Here is an 18677-nt window from a genome sequence, read left to right on the forward strand (position 1 = left end):
CCTGATGACCTCCGGCAAGCTGTTCGAGGATATCGGCCTGCCGCCGATGTCGGTGGAGAACGACCGGTTCATGCTGTGCGGCTCGCCGGACATGATCCGCGACACCCGCGAGATGCTGACCAGCGGCGGTTACGTGGAAGGCAACCATGGTGAGGCCGGCCACTACGTCATCGAGAAGGCTTTCGTCGAGAAGTGACGTGCGCGCCGTCTTCGTCGCCGGCGCCGGCACCGAGATCGGCAAGACCTACGTCACCGCGTCCCTGACGCGTGCCCTGCGCGCGCAGGACTGCGCCGTTTCGACCCTGAAGCCTCTGGCGAGCGGTGTCCCGCCCTTCGGCGATCCGGCATTTCGTGAGAGCGACACGGCGATCCTGCTGGACGCACAGGGGATGCCGCTGACGGCCGAGACGGTGGAGGCCTGCTCGCCCTGGCGTTTTGCCGCGCCGCTCAGCCCCGATCTCGCCGCCGCCCGCGAAGGGAGGAGCCTGAGCCTTTCCGAGCTCGTGAGCTGGTGCGAGGCCCGGCTCCAGGGAGCCGCCACGGAGACGATCATCGTCATCGAAGGCGTCGGCGGCCTCATGAGCCCGGTGACGTCGGAGGCGACGGGCCTCGACTGGCTCGAAGCCCTGGCCCTGCCGACGATCCTCGTCTCCGGCAGCTATCTCGGCGCGATCAGCCATGCGCTGACGGCGGCGGAGACCCTGCGCTGTCACGGCCAGCGGCTGCTCGCCGTCGTCGTCTGCGAAAGCCTCGGCGCTCCTACGTCGCCGGAGACGGTCGCCGACGCCATCGCCCGCCATGTGCCGGTTCCGGTCGTCTGCATCGCCCGCGACGGCGAGTGCCCGGAGGCTCTGGCGCGGCTGGTACAGGCCGGCTCGTTAAACCTTACCGCCTGACGACAGTATCAGCGTTCCGGAAATGGCGAGTCTGTCTCGTCCCACCGGGGATTCGCCCAGGGACCGCGCACGATGTCGTCACTTGTGCGATCCGGGGCCATACACCATGGACGGCCCGTCCGTTACTCTTAGGTTCGATACACTCGGGTTCGATCCGGCGGATGCCAGCGTCTTCGGCTTGTCCGTGCAAGGAGTACTCCATTGGCCCACCAGGAAACGGCTCATGGAGCGCCGACGGACGCGCGCGTCGCGCCCCGTGCCAGTCTGCCCCTCCTCCTCGGAGCGCTCGGCATCGTCTACGGCGATATCGGAACGAGCCCCCTCTACGCGTTCAAGGAGGCCGTGCGGGCGGCGAGCGGAGGCGGCCCACCGGCCGCCATCGCGGTCGTCGGCGCGGTATCGCTCATCTTCTGGGCGCTGATCCTCATCGTCTCGCTGAAATACGCGGTGCTGATCCTGCGGGCCGACAACCGGGGGGAGGGCGGCATCGTCGCCATGCTGGCGCTGCTCGGCGCCCGCCATGCAAAGCCGGGCACGCGGCAGGCCGCGCTCCTCGTCGTCGGCCTCATCGGCGCGGCCCTGCTTTACGGAGACGGCGCGATCACCCCGGCAATCTCGGTGCTGAGCGCCGTGGAAGGCCTCAAAGTGGCGGCCCCCGGGCTCGATCATCTCGTCCTGCCGATCACGATCGCGATCCTGGTCGGGCTGTTCCTGGTCCAGAGCAAGGGCGTCGCCTTCATCGGCCGCATCTTCGGCCCGGTGATGGTGGTGTGGTTCATCGTCCTCGCCTTGCTGGGCCTCGGCGGCATCTGGCACGCGCCTCAGATCCTCGGTGCTCTCAACCCCTGGCGCGCGGTGGATTTCCTCGTCCATGCGGGCTGGCATGTCAGCTTCGCCATGCTGGGCGCGGCCTTTCTCGCCGTCACCGGCGGCGAGGCGATGTATGCCGATCTCGGCCATTTCGGCGCCAGACCCATCCGCATCGCCTGGTTCGGTCTCGTCCTGCCGGCCCTCGTCATCCATTATTTCGGCCAGGGCGGGCTTCTGCTGGTGGAGCCCGACGCGATCGAGAACCCGTTCTACCGCCTGAGCCCGGACTGGGCCTATTATCCGCTGATCGCGCTGGCGACGCTGGCCACCGTCATCGCCTCGCAGGCCATCGTCTCGGGCGTGTTCTCGCTCACCCAGCAATCGATCCAGCTCGGATTCCTGCCGCCCATGCGGGTGATCCACACGGCACGCGAGGAGCGTGGGCAGATCTACGTCCCGGTGATCAATTGGCTGATGGCGGCCGCGACCCTCACGGCCGTCCTCACCTTCGGCTCCTCCGACAAGCTGGCCGGCGCCTACGGCATCGCCGTGTCGTCGCTCATGGCGATCACCACCCTGCTCGCCGCCCTGGTGGCGTTGAAATGGGGCTACAACCCCGTCGCGGTCTTCGCGGTCAACGGCTTCTTCCTCGCCATCGACCTCGTCTTCCTCGGTGCCAATAGCGTGAAGCTGTTCGAGGGTGGCTGGTTTCCCCTGGTGCTGGCCGGCTTCGTCGCCTTCCTGATGCTGACCTGGCGCAAGGGAAACATCCTGGTGGAGGAGGCCCGCGCGACGTTGCGGCAGCCCGAGGCGGAGTTCATCGAGCAGCTGCGCCGCAAGCCGCCGATCACCCTGCCGGGCAACGCGGCCTTCCTGTCCTCGGCCACGAGCGGGATTCCACTCCACCTGTCGCGCTTCGTCGAGCGTAGCCATGCCCTGCACAAGCGCATCCTGCTCGTCACTGCGCTCTACGAGGAGGCGCCGAGCGTGCCGCGGACCGAGCGCGCCGAGGTGACCGAGATCACCCCGGATATCTTCCGCCTCGTCCTGCATTACGGCTTCATGGAGGACGCCTCGATTCCCGACGGGCTGCGATGCGCCGTCGAATGCGGGACCCTGCCGAAGGAGTTCCTCGACGACCTGACGATCTTCATCGGCCACGAGACCATCATCCCGAAGAGCGACCAGCGCGGCATGGCGACATGGCGTGAGACCATCTTCGCCTTCCTCCTGCGCAACGCCGAGGCCACCGGCGCGCAATTCTGCATCCCCACCCGCCAACTCGTGGAAGTGGGCACCGAGATCGAGATCTGACTATTCGGCGTCGGGGCTACGCGGCATCCGCGCCGCCACGCATTCGCGCATAGCATCCTCGATCTTCGCCGCCTTGGCGTTGCCGTAGGCGGCGACATCATCGATGCATTTCAGGAAGTACCCGGCGGTGAAGCTTTCGCTGATGCTGTTGAACGACTTGCCGAGACGTGAGGCGATCTGCATCCGGTCCATGGCCGCGCCTTTGGTCCATTCCGTCAGCGGGTCGTTCATCGACAAAGCCTGCGCCGGGGCGGAGACCAGGAGTGCCATCGCCACGAGGACGGCACGGGCAACTTTCTCGTCGAACATCTCGCATCCTCCCATCGGTTGTACCGGCTGAACACCGTGCTTTCGACGCCGGTTTTTCGGGGCAGTTAGCGAAACTTTCTTGTTCAGGCAATAATCTCAAGTCATGCGCTCAAGCTCAAACAGGTTTGTTTATAAGTACTTATTATATAATCTGCTTTGCTCCTCCGATATCCTCCGCCTGCGCTGGCCGCTGCTGAAGCGTTGCCGCCAATCCGGTCCTCCCCACGCCACCCTCACGTGAGTTACCCCCGCCGCCCTTGCATCCTGCCTCACGGCACCGCACAGACCAGATGGCGTTCTTCTCATCTATCCAGCCGGTCGCAGGACCATCTTCCATGACCGATGTCTCACCCGCCCTGGCCTTGCGTCTGCGTCAGCAGGCCCTGCTCTCGGATTTCGGCGTCGAGGCCCTGCGTGCCACCGAGCTGTTGCCCTTGCTGCATCGCGCCGTCGAGCTCTGCGCGGAAGGCATGAAGGCCGAGTTCTGCAAGGCTCTGGAATATTCCAGAGAGCAGGATTGCCTGCTGATCTGCGCCGGTGTGGGCTGGAAGGACGATGTCGTCGGCAAGGCCATCATAGGGGCCGATCTGGCATCCCCGGCGGGTTACGCCTTGAAGACCGGCCAGCCGGTCATCTCCAATCACCTTCAGGTGGAGACCCGGTTTCGCACGCCGCAGATCATGGCCGATCACGGCATCAAGCGGGCCATCAACGTGCTCATCGCCAACCGCGACGGGCATTATGGGGTGCTCGAAGTGGACGACACCCGCGAGGGCAAGTTCGAGGAGGCGGACATCGCCTTCATGCAGGGCTTCGCCAATCTTCTCGGCGGCGCCATCGAGCGTCAGCGCGGCGAGGCGCGACTGAAGGCCGCCCTGGAACGGCAGGACCTCCTGTCCCGCGAGATGAGCCACCGGGTCAAGAACAGCCTCGCGGTGGTCGCCGGGTTCCTGGCCCTGCAGGCTCGCGGCTCGGACGACGAGAAGGTGAAGGAAGCCCTGGTCGATGCGCGCACCCGAGTCGAGGCCGTGGCCGCGGTTCACGATCAGCTATGGCGCCAGCCGACCCTCGGCGCCATCGATGTCTCGGGCTTCCTGGAAGCGCTCTGCGGCAAGCTCCAGGAGAGCGCCCGGCGCAACGTCATCCGCTGCGAGGCGGTCCGTCTCGACATTCCGGCCGATCTCGCGATTCCGCTCGGGCTCTTCGTCAACGAGCTCGTCACCAACGCGATCAAATACGCCTATCCCGACGGCGAGGGCGAAATCCGAGTCACCGCCCGTCCGCATGAGGAGGGCGGCCTCGTCATCGGCGTCGCCGACGATGGCGCCGGTCTGCCGGATGGGTTCGACCCGACCCAGGCCCGGAGCGCGAGCCTCGGCATGCGCATCATCAACAATCTCGGCCGCCAACTCGGCGGTCCGCTCACCGTGGCGCCCGATGTGAAGGGCGCGCATTTCTCCCTCAGGATGGTCCTACCATCATAGGGAACGCGAACGACGTTTACCCACCATAGCCCCGTCACGAGCGATCGTGACGGGGCATCGGAGGCAAGTCGTCTGAAGGCAGGTGCTCCCCGGACGGTTTTCCGAGGAGGTCTTTCCCGAGTACGGGCCGGAAGGCTCCCGTCTTCACACCAGTCCGAGCTTCTGGGCGAGGCCGATGCGCTGAAGCTTGCCGGTGGCGCCCTTGGGGATCTCCTCGAGGAAGATAATCTTGGCCGGCACCTTGAACGGGGCGAGGCGCTCCGAGGCGAAGCCGCGCAGCTCCTTCTCCGACAAGACGTCATGGCCCTCGCGCAGGACGATGGCGGCGACCACGTCCTCGCCGAGCTTGTCGTGCGGCATCGCGAAGGTGATGCATTGCGACACGGCCGGGTGGTCCATCAGGATCTCGTCCACCTCGCGCGGGGAGATCTTCTCGCCGCCGCGATTGATGATCTCCTTCAGGCGTCCGGTGATCGAGAGATATCCCTCCGGCGAAAGCGTGCCCTGGTCGCCGGTGCGGAACCAGCCCTGCTTGGTGAAGGCGTCGGCATTGGCCTTCTCGTTGTTCTCGTAGCCCGCCATCACGTTGTCGCCGCGGATCACGATCTCGCCGGTCTCGCCGGCGGGCAGCGGCTCGCCATCCTCGTCGACGATGGCGATCTCGGGGCCGGCGGCGATGCCCACCGAGCCGGCATAATGCGGCCGGGGCGGCAGCGGGTTCGAGGCCATCTGGTGGGCGGCCTCGGTCATGCCGTAGGCTTCGAGCAGCGGCGCGCCGAACACGTCCTCGATCTCCTTCATCACCTGCGGCGGCATCGAGGAGGAGGAGGAGCGGATGAAGCGCAGCGGGTTGGCCGCGATGATTTCCTTGTTGCGAGCCGCGCGACCGAGGATCGCCTGGTGCATCGTCGGCACCGCCGTGTACCAGGTCGGGCGGACCTCACTCATCCAGCCGAAGAACTTCAGGGCGTTGAAGCCCGGGGTGCAGCACACCTGACCTCCGGCCGAGAGCGGCGCCAGGATGCCGGCGATCAGGCCGTGGATGTGGAACAGCGGCATGATGTTGAGCCCGCGATCCTCGGCCGTGAAGGCGAGGGTGGTGCGGATGTTGCGGGCCGAGGCGCAGACGTTCGACTGTTTTAGCGGGACGATCTTCGGGCGCGACGTGGTGCCAGACGTGTGGAGCACGAGGCCGATATCGTCGGGATGGGCCGGGCCGGAATTGGCGGCCGGCGTCACGGTTCCGGCGGGGAAGGCGAGGGTGAAGCTGCCCGCGCCCTGTTCCGGCGTCGGAGTGAGACGCACCACCGGCACGCCGAGCTTCTCGGCCACCGCGACGGCCGGGCTCTGCGAGCCTTCCGCCGCCACCAGCAGCTTCGCGTTGAGATCGGTCAGGTAGAACTCGAACTCGTCGGCCTTGTAGGCGGGGTTCAGCGGCGCCGAGGTGGTGCCCGCCGCGATGGCGATGAAGGCGGCGGCCATTTCCGGGCCGTTGTCGAGCACGATGGCGACCCGATCGCCACGGCCGATTCCCTGCGCGTTGAGAGAAGCGACGGTGCTCTCCGTGAGCGCCCGCAGGGCCCCGAAGGTCAGGGGAACGCCGCCGGGGCTCGACAGGGCGGTGGCCTCGTCGGCGCCCGCCTGGATCAGGGCGTGCAGGGTGGTTGCGGTCTCGGCCATGGTAGCTGTGTCCTCATCGTCAGTTGCCTTCGGGGAGGAGAAGGCGGTCCGCCGCATGGGGAGCGGCACATGTTCACGCGGATCGGCGGTCGCGGGCGACCGCCGGGGAAACGGTGGTCAGGCCGTCGCGATGGACAGGCGCCCCTGCGCCCGTTCGAGGCTCTGGGACAGCAGCCGCATCAGGGCATAGACGGTGCCGATATGCGGGGTCGGGGTGTCGGTGAGACGACCGAGTTCGATGATCGAGCCGACAAGGGCTTCGAGTTCGATCGGCCGCCCGGCCTCCACGTCCTGCAGCATCGAGGTCTTGTGCGCGCCGACCTTCTCGGCCCCGGCGATGCGCCGCTCGATCCCGAGCTTGAAGGTGATGCCGAGCTTGTTCGCGATGGTCTCCGCCTCGCGCATCATGTCGGCGGCGAGCGCCCGCGTCTCCGGGAACTGGCAGATATCCACCAGGGTCGCGTGCGAGAGCGCCGAGATCGGGTTGAAGCTGAGATTGCCCCAGAGCTTGAGCCAGATCTCCGCGCGGATGTCGCTGGTGACGGGCGCGCGGAAGCCGGCCTTGATGAGGAGCTGAGCCAGGGCCTGGACCCGCGGGCTCATGGAGCCGTCGAGTTCGCCGAGACCGAAACGGTGGCCCTCGATCACCTGGACCACGCCGGGCTCGGTGAGGACGGCCGCCGGATAGACCACCGAGCCGATCACATGCTTCGGGTCGAGATACTCGGCGATGAGCCGGCCCGGATCGGCGGTTTCCAAATGCGTCCCGGCGAGTTCGCCGCCATGGCCACCCGAAAAATACCACCACGGGATGCCGTTCTGCATGGTCACGACGATGGTATCGGGGCCGATGAGGTGGTGCAGATCGGCCGCGATCGGCCCGACCTGATGCGCCTTCACGGTGAGGAGTACCACGTCGTGGACGCCGGCCTCCTCCATGGACTTGGTGGCCTTGAGATTCTTCACGTGGATCTCGGAGCCGTTCTCCTCGATCAGGCGCATGCCGTTGGAGCGGATGGCATCGAGATTGGCCCCGCGTGCGATGAAGGTGACGTCCTCGCCGATATTCGCGAGGCGAACCCCCAGAAATCCGCCGATGGCGCCTGCGCCGACGATCGCGATGCTCATGCTGGTATCCTCATTGTCCGGATGTCGTGTCGGTCTAGTCTGTGCGGCTCAGGAGAAGCGGTTCGACAGGATTCCGATCCCCTCGATCTCCACCTCGACCGTGGCGCCTTTTGGGATCGGGCCGGAACCGTTGGAGGTGCCGCAGGCGATGACGTCGCCGGGCTCCAGCGTCATGCCCCGTGAGATCATGGCGACGATCTCGTGCGGGCGGAAGATCATGTCGGAGAGGGGATAGGTCTGGCGCTCGCGCCCGTTCACCCGCACCTTCACCGAAAGCGCCGCGGGGTCGAGATCGGTGGCGATGGCCGGGCCGAAGGGACCGAACCCGTCCAGTCCCTTGGAGCGCGTCCATTGGGCGAAGCTCGGATCGGCCTTCAGGATCTCCAGCGCGGTCACGTCGTTCACGCAGGTGTAACCGAAGATGTGGTCGGCCGCCTCGTCCGGTGTGAGGTCGCGCGCGCTCCGGCCCGCGACCTTGCCGATGACGATGCCGAGCTCGCCCTCGAACAGGATACGACCGGCGCAATCCGGCACCGCGATCTCGGCGCCGCTCGGGCGATAGGTGTTGGCCGGCTTCAAGAGAAACAGCGGAGCGACCGGAGGGGTCAGACCCTGCTTCTCGGCCATGGCGGAGAAGTTGTTCCACAGGGCGATGACCTTGCTCGGCCGGCAGGGCAGGTCGAGGACCACCTCGGCGAGGGGCAGGATCTCTCCCGTGGCCCGGGGCGCGTCGAACAGGTCGCCCTCGTGGACAGTGACTTGCTCTCCGTCGAGGCGGCCGAAGCCGGCGCGTCCGTCGTGGCGATATCCGATCCAGCGGGCCATGGTTCAGATGCTCCGGGCAACGATGCGGGCACGCCAGGGCTTCAGCACGGCGATGGCGAGGAGGGATGCGAGGATGTTGGCGCCTGCGGCGACGAGGAAGACGCCGTCCCAGCTGTTGGTGGCCTGCTGGAGGTAGTTGGCGACCGGGACCAGGAGGGCGGCGGTGCCCTTGGCGGTGTAGAGCAGGCCGGCATTGGTGGCGGCGAACTTGGTGCCGAACGTGTCGGTGCAGGTGGAGGGGAAGAGGGAGTAGATCTCGCCCCAGGCGAAGAACACGAAGCCGGAGAGCAGCACGAACCACAGCGGGTCGTGGCCCCAGAGGTAGAGCATGTAGATGCCGAAGCCTTCCATGGCGAAGGCGATGAACATGGTGTTCTCGCGGCCGATCTTGTCGGAGACCCATCCGAAGAACGGGCGGGTCAGGCCGTTGAGCACGCGGTCGATGGTGGCCGCGAAGGTGATGGCCACCATGGTGATGCCCATGATGGTGACCGGCACCTTGTCGACGCCGATATCGGAGGCGATGGGCTTGAGGTTGGCGGTGATCATCAGGCCGCCGGCGCCGACGATGACGAACATGAAGTACATGAGCCAGAAGATCGGCTGGCGGGCGACTTCRCCGGGGGTGTAGTTGCGCCGGGTCTGGATGATGTTGGCGTTGGCCACGACCTCCGGCACCTGGCCCTTCTTGGGCGAGGTGAAGAAGAAGGCGAGCGCGCAGACGACGAGGCCCTGGCCGATGCCGAAGTTGAAGAAGGCGGCCTGGAAGCCGTGATCGGCGATCATCCACTGGATCGGGGCGACGGTCAGCGCCGAGCCGGCGCCGAAGCCGGCGGCGATGATGCCGGCGGCGAGCCCGCGCTTGTCGGGGAACCACTTCAGGGCCGAGCCGACGCAGGTGCCGTAGACGGCGCCGGCGCCGATGCCGGCCACGACCTGGCCGAGATAGAACATGTTGAGCGAGGCGGCGTAGGAGTTGATGACCCAGCCGATGNCAGGTGCCGTAGACGGCGCCGGCGCCGATGCCGGCCACGACCTGGCCGAGATAGAACATGTTGAGCGAGGCGGCGTAGGAGTTGATGACCCAGCCGATGCCGCAGAGCGCGCCGCCGAACAGCACGACCACGCGCGGGCCGTACTTGTCCACGAACCAGCCCTCGATCGGGACCAGCCAGGTCTCGAACAGCACGAACAGGGTGAAGGCCCACTGGATCGCCGCCCGGTCGAAGCCGAACTTCTTCTGGATGTCGGGGACGAAGAACGTCCAGCCGTATTGCAGGTTGGCGATCATCACCATGCAGATCACGCCGATCACCAGCTGACCCCAGCGGTATCCATCGGATACTCGCCCACTCGTTGTTTCCGCCCTCGTCATTGTCGTCCTCCGCGTTGTTCTATTTTGCTTCACTCGAGGCGTAGGAGCCGGTTGCCCGGCTTCCAGTCTTGGCGAATGCCGACCCTTTGGCGTCGTCAGCATTCTGGTATGTGGAATACCAGCCTCTCTCGTACGTATGAGCCCGTCAAGACCGAGTTGCAGAAAAATCGTCGCCGCAATGCAGCAAACGGGGATTAAACTCAAGATCTCGTTCAGGCGATGAAGAATCTGTCTGAGCTATGCGAAAACAATATCTCGCGGACGCAAATACGGGCCTGCCATGCCCATGAGTGCATATTGTTGCATAGGCGCGAAGCTGCGGTTGAAATGAGGGGTACAACCCTCAACCACCGGATTTTTGCTGAGAAATCTGAAATCTGTACGCGATGGCTTTGCGCGTGCCTTCGGGAACAGGCAATGCCACACCGGCCACGCAGTGACCGAGCCAAGCCGACGAGGACGTACATAGCCTACCCGCCTCGCCCTGGTCCGGCACCATAGTGCTCTTTCATTCATTGACAACCGGTATTTTGCATACCAGAGTCTGAACTCAGGAAGCGATCCGGAAGGGGCGACGTCATGCCGGCGAGGCAGCAGACGGGCACTGTGGCAAGTCGCCTAAACTATATCCGAATGGATCGCTCGGTTCGCGATGCATTGAACATGTTGCAGAATCCGGGCGTCGACGCTCTCGTCGTCATCGACGGCGCCCCTCTCACGGACGGTGCCATCGTCGGCATCATTACCGAGCGCGAGATCTTCCGTGCCATGGCATCGCGTGGCCTCGAAGTGCTCGACAACCTTGTCTGGATGTGGGCGAAGGAAGATTTCGCGTCTGTCGACGTCAGCACGTCAAATGCCGACCGGCTTAAGCTGTTCTGTGCATATCAGACCGACCATATCGCCGTGACCGATGGTTTCGTCCTGACGTCGATCCAGAGCATTTGGAGCTGCGTCGATGCCATTTCTGATAGGAGTACCTCGGCTCACTCGTGATACTCGACCAGGCATTCGGGGTGTTACAATCGAATGTAACGTCAGGTCGTCCAGAGGTTGCCGAGAGATTAAATGATGCGCAATCGATCTCGATCCTTCGTTGTTGCGCTGCGACGCACTCTCACCGCAGATGCAAGATAAGATATCCCGCTTCTGATCATTGACCTCCATCGTTTTTGCATTCAAAATTTCGACACGATACCCTAGTGTTTCGGCCTTCTCGAAAGGTTCGATTCAAGCCGGGGATCGAGGCAAGGAGACGCTACGGGGCAGCGATCGTCGGTGAAACGCCGGCCGCTCGCATCTCGTGGCCAACAGGGTTAGCAGCAATGCGTTACTTGGCCATTCTTGAATGCCCGGTCATCTTCAGCGGCGAATCCCCCAACGGGATGACCAGCATGGACATGTGTCCCTCGGCCGGGATTACGCGCGGGCTGATCAGCCGCCATGTCAAAGTCATCGATTCAAGGGTGATCGCTGTCTGCATTTGGCAGAGCGAGTTCTGCGCCAAGCTCTACTTCAACGCGGAATGGTACGAGAAGGCCGAGGCACTCTGGGGTGACCGCTATCAGTTACGGCTCGAGGCCATCGATGAGGAAGCGGTCGCCTGAGGCGTTCGAGGTCGCCGCCGCGATGCATGGCCGCCCTGGAATTCACTGACTTTTGGAGGGGCCGGCCATGTCCATCATGGTGCCCCCGGCTACCGGCCAAGCTGATTTGCCTCCGCGCCCGGAGTTCGGCCCCTGGAATCCGGGGTTGGAATCGACGTTGCCCAGGGCGTTTCTGTCCCTCGAGACGCTCTTCAGGCCGGACAACGTAGAAACCAGCCTCGACGATGCCCGCGAGATGAGTGACGTCAGTGGTCTGCCACTGACGCAGCTCGTACTCTTCCGTGCTCAGCGTCTCGTGGTGCACGAAGTGCTTATCCGCGTCATGGCCGATCTGTCGGTGCCGGTCGGGCGCACTTATGGCGATCTCGGCGTCAACTTTCGGGCCATCGTCAGCACAATCCTGGACACCGGGATTGCGTCTCACGCGAATGAGATTGCTGACCTGCTCGTTCAGATCCGGAGCGACGCCGCGCTCGTGCTCCAACGCGAACTGTCCGAGATGTTCACCCCGAAGGTTGTCGGAGAACCGGCCCGCGGACAACCCTCCCTCTGGCAGCTGATCCTTGGCTCTCCCGAACCGGCCAGGCGGCAAAGGGAGCACGGTACGCCAGAGCAATGGGCCCTCCACCATCTCGACGCGTGGTACGCGCGTTGCGCCACGCCATCGGACTCCCTCGAAATGGCGGTTTGTGTCGCCCTGCGACAGGTGGTGACAAGCATCATCCGGCGTCGCGGCTTCCTGATCCGCGACACCGCGCTTCTCCACCGTCTCGTCTGCATCCTGGTCTCAAACCAGTACGGTAGCAGCCGGATCGGCCAGCTCATTGAACAATGGTTCCGCGAGGTCGTCGCACGGGAAGGCTACCGCTCATTGAGAGCCCAGACGCAGCCGGTGGTGATGAACGTCAAAGGTGCATCAGCTTCCGGCAAAAGCACGATCCGGCCTTATCAGCGTGCGCTCGCCGGGCAAGTCGGCCTCGACGAGTCGGATTTTGCCGTCATCACCCCCGACGTCTGGCGCAAGTTCCTGCTCGATTACGACAGCCTCGGTGCGGCCCGCCGCTATGCCGGTACGCTGACAGGACACGAGGTCGAGATCATCGATCGCAAGCTCGACCGTCACATGGCGGTGAAGGCTGCGGAGGGGCGCATCTCACATCTTCTGATCGACCGGTTCCGGTTCGACAGTTTCACCGTCGATCCCGGAGCGGAGGATGGCAGCCAACTCCTGACCCGCTTCGGCCATTGCGTCTACATGCAGTTCATGATCACGCCGCCGGAGGCAACCGTCGAGCGGGCGTGGAAACGCGGCGAACAATTCGGCCGTTACAAAGCTGTCGAGGATCTACTCGCACACAACGTCGAAGCCTATACCGGCATGCCACGGCTCTTTTTCACCTGGGCACTCAGGTCGGACAAGCGGGTCCATTTCGAATTTCTGGACAATAGCGTACCGGAAGGTGAACGTCCCCGAACCGTTGCCTTCGGCATCAACGGCACGATGAATATCCTCGACCTGAAATTTCTCTTCGACATCGATCGGTACCGCAAGATCGATATCTCCGCGCGGTCCGCGCAGGAGGTCTATGCTGCTGCCGGTTCGATGGCGCCTTCGGACAACATGAGCTTCCTGCGCGACTGTATCCGCCGGATGACCACGATCTGCTTTGCGGATTTCGGGACGGGACACGTCTACGCCAAGCTTCACCAGGGGCGCCTGACCCATCTCGCCGCGGATATCGCGGAGCGGGCGGTCGAGAACGCGGAATTGAAGGCGACTCTCGGAGCGATAGGCGTATCGGGAGTTTCACCTCCCATGCCCGAACCCGGCGAGATCCTTCGTCGGGAAGAGGCTCAGACATTGGGACGCTGGGGTGACGCATTCTAGGCTCTTATGGTCCTGAACGCGTATGCAACGCGTGCGATAGATGCGGCCAAGGCCCAAGCAATGCGGTGAATATAAAGTCTGCTGGGCCAGGTCCACCTGGACGGGTTGGCGGAATGAACTCAGCGTCTGCCCGAGGCCCTGACATGCTCCGATATGCGCTAGCGACATGTGTGGTCGAAGGAATGTGGTATATCAGTTTGCGGTGCAGCATGGCATCAGGGTGATGCAACGTCCTCCGGGAGCCCGCCATGTTCGCCACTCTCTTCGCCGCCGTGATCGTCATGATCGCGCTTCAGGTCCTTCTCGTAGTGAAGGCCGCCGACCTCCTCTCGGCGCGCGCAGACAAGAGCCGCGTCGAAAACCGCGATTACGTTCCAGGCTCGGCAGGTCGCTTCACCGGTATCGCCTAAGGGATCGTCTTCGCCTGAAAGAGCGCGGCATCGAGCCTATCCGGCCGACACCGCGCTGAGTCAGGAGGAGCTTCACGTCATGCGCGCAAGCCGAGATGTTGAGACAGGCGGCCCGCGCTTCGTTCAGGGACAGATCATTCGGCTGCAATCCTCTGGATGGCGCCGATCGCCCCTGATTCCGAGATCTTGAGGCGGTCGCTCTCGGAATAACCGAGGACATCTCGCAGGATCTCGTCCGTATGCTCGCCCAACAGGGGCGAGCGCTTGACCTCGACCTGGCTCGCCGAAAGCCGGATCGGGTTTCCCACGGTCAAGTACTTGCCGCGCTCCGGATGGTCGACTTCGACCACCGTGCCGGATTTCCTCAGCGATTCGTCCTCGGCGATCTCCTTCATCGAAAGGATTGGACCGCAGGGGACGTGAAGCGCGTTGAGCGTTTCCATCGCCTCGAACTTGGTCTTCGACATCGTCCAGGCTTCGACCCGGGTGAAAATCTCATTCAGATGCGGCAGCCGCGCTTTCGGCGTCGCGTAATCGGGATGCGTCTTCCATGTCGGCTCGCCGATGACATCGCAGATCGGCTCCCAGACCGCGCCTTGCGCGATGAAGTAGATGTAGGCGTTGGGATCGGTCTCCCAGCCCTTGCACTTCAGGATGCGGCCCGGCTGGCCACCGCCGGAATCGTTACCGGCACGCGGCACCGAATCGCCGAAACCGATCCCCTCCCCGTACTGGCTGTATTCCTTGAGAGGTCCGCGCTCCAGCCGCTGCTGATCGCGCAACTTCACCCGGCATAGGTTCAGGACGCCGTCCTGCATGGCGCAATCGACCTTCTGGCCGACGCCGGAATGCGTCCGTTGGTAGAGCGCGGTGACGATGCCAAGGGCGAGATGGAGGCCGGTACCGGAATCACCGATCTGAGCGCCTGACACCATCGGGATATCGGTACGGAACCCAGTGGTGGAGGCCGCACCTCCTACGCATTGGGCGACGTTCTCGTAGACTTTGCAATTCTCATAGGCGCCCGGCCCGAAGCCCTTCACCGAAGCGAGGATCATGCGCGGGTTAGCTTCATGAATCGCCTCCCAGGTCAGTCCCATCCGGGCAAGCGCGCCGGGAGCGAAATTCTCCACGAGAACGTCACACTCCTTCACCAACCGCCACATCACCTCGATCCCCTTGGGGTTCTTGGTGTCGAGCGTGATGGAACGCTTATTGTGGTTCAGCATCGTGAAATAGAGGCTGTCCACATCGGGAATGTCTTGGAGCTGTTGGCGTGTGGCATCGCCGACGCCCGGACGCTCGACCTTGATCACGTCCGCGCCGAACCAAGCCAGGAGCTGGGTACAGGTCGGGCCGGACTGGACATGAGTGAAGTCGAGGATCTTCACGCCTTCGAGGGCATTCATAGGACTCTTCCGCGTTGAAGGGCGTTCGGCGGATATGGGCGCCGGCCGCCCCGGCGTCGCTGACGCTGGAGCGGCCGGACGGACCGACGGCCTACTTCTTCTTTTTGACTGCGCTCTGCGGGTTGAGGCTGCCGATATTGCCGCTTTCGGTGCCGGCCTCCGGGTCGATCACCGCGTTGATGAGGGTCGGGCGGCCCGAGTCCATCGCGGCGTTTACGGCCTGGGAGAGTTCATCCGGCGTCGTCGCGTTGACGCCAACACCGCCGAAGGCTTCCATCATCTTGTCGTAACGGGAATCCCGGACGAAAACGGTCGTTCCTGGATCGCGGCCGGTCGGATCCGTATCGGTGCCGCGGTAGATGCCGTTGTTGTTGAACACGACGATGCAGACCGGCAGGTTGTAGCGGCAGATCGTCTCCACCTCCATGCCGGAGAAGCCGAAGGCGCTGTCGCCCTCCACCGCGAGGACGGGCTTACCGGTCTCGACAGCGGCGGCGATGGCGAAGCCCATGCCGATGCCCATGATGCCCCAGGTGCCGACATCGAGGCGCTTGCGCGGCTGATACATGTCGATGATGCCACGGGCGAGATCGAGGGTGTTGGCCCCCTCGTTGACGAGGATGGCGTCCGGACGTTCGGCGATGATGGTCTTCAGCGCGCCGAGTGCGCCGTGGAAATCCATCGGCGTCGAATTCTTGCGGAGCTTCGACGCCATCTTGGCGAGGTTCTCTTCCTTCTTGGCAGAGATGGCATCGGTCCAGGATGCCGGCGGGGCCTGCCAATCGCCCTTCATCCCGTCGAGAAGCGCGGTGACACAGGAGCCGATATCGCCGACGACGGGCGCCACGATCTCGACATTGGAGTCCATCTCTTTCGGCTCGATGTCGATCTGGATGAACTTCTTCGAGCCGGGGGCGCCCCAGGTCTTGCCCTTGCCGTGGGAGAGCAGCCAGTTGAGGCGCGCGCCCACCAGCAGTACGACATCGGCCTCCTTGAGGACGAGCGAACGGGCAGCACCCGCCGATTGCGGATGGGTGTCGGGCAGGAGGCCCTTGGCCATGCTCATGGGCACGTAGGGGATGCCGCTTGTTTCCACGAGAGCCCGAACCTCGTCGTCGGCCTGCGCATAGGCCGCGCCCTTGCCGAGCACGATGAGGGGGCGTTTGGCGCTCTTCAGGACATCGAGTGCGCGCTTGATCGCGGAGGGGGCCGGCAGTTGGGCCGGAGCGGCATCAATTACCTTGACCAGCGATTTGGTGCCGGCATCGGCCTCCATCACCTGAGAGAAAAGCTTGGCAGGTAGATCGAGATAGACGCCGCCGGGGCGGCCCGAAACGGCGGCCCGGATGGCCCGTGCGACGGCAATGCCGATGTCGGCGGCGTGAAGAACGCGGAAGGCGGCCTTGCACAGGGGCTTGGCGATGGCGAGCTGGTCCATCTCCTCGTAATCGCCCTGTTGGAGATCGACGATCTCGCGCTCCGACGAGCCGGAGATAAGGATCATCGGGAAGCAGTTAGTCGTGGCGTTGGCCAAGGCCGTGAGGCCGTTGAGGAAGCCAGGCGCGGAAACCGTGAGGCAGATGCCGGGCTTCTTCGTCAGGAAGCCCGCGATGGCGGCGGCGTTGCCGGCATGCTGCTCATGGCGAAAGGAGATGACCCGCATTCCTGCGGCCTGGGCGAGGCGACCGAGATCGGTGATCGGAATGCCGGGCACGCCGTAGATCGTGTTGATGTCATTGAGCTTCAGCGCGTCGATGACGAGGTGGAAGCCATCGGTGAGTTCCGGCTCGGCCGAAACGTCGACATCGATTCTCTGGGCCAAAGCTGACATCGTGTTCTCTCCCTGGTTCTTTGACGTTTTATTTTGATTGGCGGTCCGCAAAGTCGGCGAACCGATGACGTGAACTTTTCCGCCGCGGGATTTGGTTCTCTCGTACAGCGCAAACCCGATTGTGATGCGGCTTCGGAGACCGCGGGATTCCTCGACGTTAGATCGTCGTCCTGGCAGTGACTTTGGAGTTGGCGTTGCAGTGAAGTCGGCCAGCGGGACGTTTCATTCTCCCTCGACGGGGCGTGGATTTTCTTCAACGGGAATCCAAAAATTTATGATCTCTTTGGGTATTCCGCGCAGCTTAATCTTTGCGGTGACTTGGCGGGGTCGATGGTGGACACAACCAAATCACCATGTTTTATAATGCCTCCCGCCAGTCGAGCGGCGTTCGCCGGCTGGCGATCCCGCGCCTGCCTCGAACAGAGAAGACGCTTTGACCCGATCTAGCAGTCAAAAACTGCTGTAAGCCCTCCGACCCGGTAGGCAATTGGTGGCATACCAAATACCAACTGTCAAACGGAATTGCACGATTGTGCCGATCAGCATCGGATCACTGGAACGCGAGGCTTCGCATGGCCGGTCGACACAGGAAGAATACAACTCCTTCCTACATGGTAATCGGAAGTCTGCTCTTCGAACCGTAGCGAGGAAAGCGCCACTCAGCTTATGTTAAGAGCTTTGAGCGGGCCGAGGCATTCCTTGTATTTCAAACGCGAGTTTGGCATGCTTCACACCAAGTGTGCTCGCCCGCGTGTGCGAGTTTAAATTATTCTAGGTGGCATGAAAAATGGTTAAAACCGACACATTTCAAGTAAAGCCTATCGTTGCGACTTCAAGCTTGCGTGCATTGGCTTATGACGCGCTCAAAGAAGCAATCACGAACATGAACATTTATAATCAGCGTGAAGAGGTTCGCCTGGATGAGCGAAAGCTGTCCTTGAACCTTGGCGTGAGCCGCACCCCTGTGCGCGAAGCGCTGACGGTATTGGAGCAGGAAGGCTTCGTGCGGTTCGAGGCCCGTCGCGGTGTCTTCGTCATCAAGAAGTCGAAGAAAGAAATTGTCAGCATGATCCAGGCTTGGTCTGCCTTGGAGAGCATGGCTGCGCGCCTCGCCTGCGAGCGTGCCACCGACGAACAACTTCACTGCCTGCGTGAGCACTTTCCAGAATTCTATGAAGGACGCCCGTCGGATCATCTCGACGAGTATTCGGAAGCCAACATTCGCTTCCACCAGAAGATCATTTCGCTCGGCCAGTGCGACGTGATCAAAGACATCACCAGCAACCTGCTGATGCATGTCCGCGGTATTCGCAACACCGCGCTGCGTCAGGGGGAACGCGCGGCCAACTCGATCAAGGAGCACGTGGCGATCATCAAGGCATTGGAAGCGCGCGATGCAGATTTGGCGGAACGCCTCGTGCGCGAGCACGGCCTCGGCCTCGCCAGCCATGTCGAGAAATATGGTGACTATCTCGACTGATCGACGCTGCCGCCAGAGTACCCGCCACGTCGCATGGCTCCCCGGCCGTCGGTGACCGACAAAGTCATCGGCGGGGACTGGGCGCGCGGTTCCGCCGGACACCGCGAAGGCTCGCCATAAAGGGGCGGGGGAAGCCCCCGCGGCACGAAGCCCCTTCGGATGCTTGAAGGGCCCGGCGGGTGATACCGGCGGACGCCAAGCCGGCCAGCGGCAAGGCCGCTTGAACGGAAC

Annotated in this window: 15 protein-coding genes and 2 pseudogenes; 9 read left to right on the forward strand and 8 right to left on the reverse strand. The window is 63.5% G+C overall.

The annotated features are described in order from the left end of the window. The 3 genes and pseudogenes from ASF32_RS16950 to ASF32_RS16960 form a co-directional block, all read left to right on the forward strand. Positions 1–196 (forward strand): annotated as a pseudogene (locus tag ASF32_RS16950) (ferredoxin--NADP reductase); the annotation flags it as partial. Beyond that, positions 147–896, forward strand: a complete 750-nt coding sequence (gene bioD / locus ASF32_RS16955) for a dethiobiotin synthase (protein ID WP_082490464.1) — start codon at positions 147–149, stop codon at positions 894–896. The pseudogene ASF32_RS16950 and the gene bioD, both read left to right, overlap by 50 nt. 264 nt (positions 897–1160) lie before the next feature. Continuing rightward, positions 1161–3020 carry a KUP/HAK/KT family potassium transporter gene (locus ASF32_RS16960; protein ID WP_156467876.1) on the forward strand — a complete coding sequence of 620 codons (1860 nt, stop codon included), beginning with the start codon at positions 1161–1163 and terminating at the stop codon, positions 3018–3020. Here the strand turns inward: ASF32_RS16960 and ASF32_RS16965 are convergent, their stop codons facing one another. Continuing rightward, on the reverse strand, positions 3021–3329 hold the full coding sequence (locus ASF32_RS16965) for a hypothetical protein (protein ID WP_056430886.1): 309 nt from the start codon (positions 3327–3329) through the stop codon (positions 3021–3023). A gap of 335 nt (positions 3330–3664) precedes the next feature. Here ASF32_RS16965 and ASF32_RS16970 point away from each other — a divergent pair, with 335 nt between their 5' ends. After that, a complete protein-coding gene (locus tag ASF32_RS16970) occupies positions 3665–4813 on the forward strand; it encodes a histidine kinase dimerization/phosphoacceptor domain -containing protein (protein ID WP_056430889.1) in 1149 nt (382 codons plus the stop codon). A 144-nt stretch (positions 4814–4957) separates the two neighbouring features. On the opposite strand, the gene ASF32_RS16975 is transcribed toward ASF32_RS16970, so the two are convergent. The 5 genes and pseudogenes from ASF32_RS16975 to ASF32_RS26655 form a co-directional block, all read right to left on the reverse strand. Continuing rightward, positions 4958–6493 carry an acyl--CoA ligase gene (locus ASF32_RS16975; protein WP_056430892.1) on the reverse strand — a complete coding sequence of 512 codons (1536 nt, stop codon included), beginning with the start codon at positions 6491–6493 and terminating at the stop codon, positions 4958–4960. Positions 6494–6610: 117 nt separating this feature from the next. Further along, entirely contained in the window at positions 6611–7621 is a 1011-nt protein-coding gene (locus ASF32_RS16980; RefSeq protein WP_056430895.1) for a 2-dehydropantoate 2-reductase, read from the reverse strand. Positions 7622–7669: 48 nt separating this feature from the next. Further along, a complete protein-coding gene (locus ASF32_RS16985; protein ID WP_056430898.1) occupies positions 7670–8446 on the reverse strand; it encodes a fumarylacetoacetate hydrolase family protein in 777 nt (258 codons plus the stop codon). A gap of 3 nt (positions 8447–8449) precedes the next feature. After that, positions 8450–9440, reverse strand: a 991-nt coding sequence (oxlT, locus tag ASF32_RS16990) for an oxalate/formate MFS antiporter (RefSeq protein WP_244483675.1), incomplete at its 5' end; no start/stop codon positions are given. Position 9441: 1 nt separating this feature from the next. After that, positions 9442–9821, reverse strand: a pseudogene (locus ASF32_RS26655) (MFS transporter); the annotation flags it as partial. Positions 9822–10454: 633 nt separating this feature from the next. Here ASF32_RS26655 and ASF32_RS16995 point away from each other — a divergent pair. The 4 genes from ASF32_RS16995 (at position 10455) to ASF32_RS26005 (ending at position 13726) form a co-directional block, all read left to right on the forward strand. After that, positions 10455–10817 carry a CBS domain-containing protein gene (locus ASF32_RS16995; RefSeq protein WP_082469960.1) on the forward strand — a complete coding sequence of 121 codons (363 nt, stop codon included), beginning with the start codon at positions 10455–10457 and terminating at the stop codon, positions 10815–10817. 329 nt (positions 10818–11146) lie between these two features. Beyond that, positions 11147–11428: a hypothetical protein gene (locus tag ASF32_RS17000; protein ID WP_056430905.1), complete on the forward strand. Its 282-nt coding sequence runs from the start codon at positions 11147–11149 to the stop codon at positions 11426–11428. 76 nt (positions 11429–11504) lie between these two features. Then, on the forward strand, positions 11505–13316 hold the full coding sequence (locus tag ASF32_RS17005; protein ID WP_244477907.1) for a zeta toxin family protein: 1812 nt from the start codon (positions 11505–11507) through the stop codon (positions 13314–13316). A 248-nt stretch (positions 13317–13564) separates the two neighbouring features. Beyond that, positions 13565–13726: a hypothetical protein gene (locus ASF32_RS26005; RefSeq protein ID WP_200919169.1), complete on the forward strand. Its 162-nt coding sequence runs from the start codon at positions 13565–13567 to the stop codon at positions 13724–13726. Between the two features lie 134 nt (positions 13727–13860). Here the strand turns inward: ASF32_RS26005 and frc are convergent, their stop codons facing one another. Then, complete coding sequence (gene frc / locus ASF32_RS17010; RefSeq protein WP_056430911.1) at positions 13861–15135, reverse strand: formyl-CoA transferase; 1275 nt, start codon at positions 15133–15135, stop codon at positions 13861–13863. A gap of 91 nt (positions 15136–15226) precedes the next feature. After that, positions 15227–16966 (reverse strand): oxalyl-CoA decarboxylase, encoded by a 1740-nt coding sequence (gene oxc / locus ASF32_RS17015; protein ID WP_056430915.1) that lies wholly within the window; start codon positions 16964–16966, stop codon positions 15227–15229. Positions 16967–17753: 787 nt separating this feature from the next. Here oxc and ASF32_RS17020 point away from each other — a divergent pair. Beyond that, entirely contained in the window at positions 17754–18446 is a 693-nt protein-coding gene (locus ASF32_RS17020) for a GntR family transcriptional regulator (protein ID WP_056430919.1), read from the forward strand. The last annotated feature ends 231 nt before the right edge of the window (positions 18447–18677 follow it).

Origin of the sequence: Methylobacterium sp. Leaf91, from assembly GCF_001422815.1 — a bacterium.
Classification (GTDB): domain Bacteria; phylum Pseudomonadota; class Alphaproteobacteria; order Rhizobiales; family Beijerinckiaceae; genus Methylobacterium.

Bases quoted from the DNA above. Each gene is read 5' to 3' on its own strand.
- ASF32_RS16965 (WP_056430886.1), bottom strand. From the start codon at position 3,329: ATGTTCGACGAGAAAGTTGCCCGTGCCGTCCTCGTGGCGATGGCACTC.
- oxc (WP_056430915.1), bottom strand. From the start codon at position 16,966: ATGTCAGCTTTGGCCCAGAGAATCGATGTCGACGTTTCGGCCGAGCCG.
- ASF32_RS16995 (WP_082469960.1), top strand. From the start codon at position 10,455: ATGGATCGCTCGGTTCGCGATGCATTGAACATGTTGCAGAATCCGGGC.
- ASF32_RS16975 (WP_056430892.1), bottom strand. From the start codon at position 6,493: ATGGCCGAGACCGCAACCACCCTGCACGCCCTGATCCAGGCGGGCGCC.
- frc (WP_056430911.1), bottom strand. From the start codon at position 15,135: ATGAATGCCCTCGAAGGCGTGAAGATCCTCGACTTCACTCATGTCCAG.
- bioD (WP_082490464.1), top strand. From the start codon at position 147: ATGGTGAGGCCGGCCACTACGTCATCGAGAAGGCTTTCGTCGAGAAGT.
- ASF32_RS16980 (WP_056430895.1), bottom strand. From the start codon at position 7,621: ATGAGCATCGCGATCGTCGGCGCAGGCGCCATCGGCGGATTTCTGGGG.
- ASF32_RS17020 (WP_056430919.1), top strand. From the start codon at position 17,754: ATGGTTAAAACCGACACATTTCAAGTAAAGCCTATCGTTGCGACTTCA.
- ASF32_RS16970 (WP_056430889.1), top strand. From the start codon at position 3,665: ATGACCGATGTCTCACCCGCCCTGGCCTTGCGTCTGCGTCAGCAGGCC.
- ASF32_RS17000 (WP_056430905.1), top strand. From the start codon at position 11,147: ATGCGTTACTTGGCCATTCTTGAATGCCCGGTCATCTTCAGCGGCGAA.
- ASF32_RS16985 (WP_056430898.1), bottom strand. From the start codon at position 8,446: ATGGCCCGCTGGATCGGATATCGCCACGACGGACGCGCCGGCTTCGGC.
- ASF32_RS26005 (WP_200919169.1), top strand. From the start codon at position 13,565: ATGTTCGCCACTCTCTTCGCCGCCGTGATCGTCATGATCGCGCTTCAG.
- ASF32_RS17005 (WP_244477907.1), top strand. From the start codon at position 11,505: ATGGTGCCCCCGGCTACCGGCCAAGCTGATTTGCCTCCGCGCCCGGAG.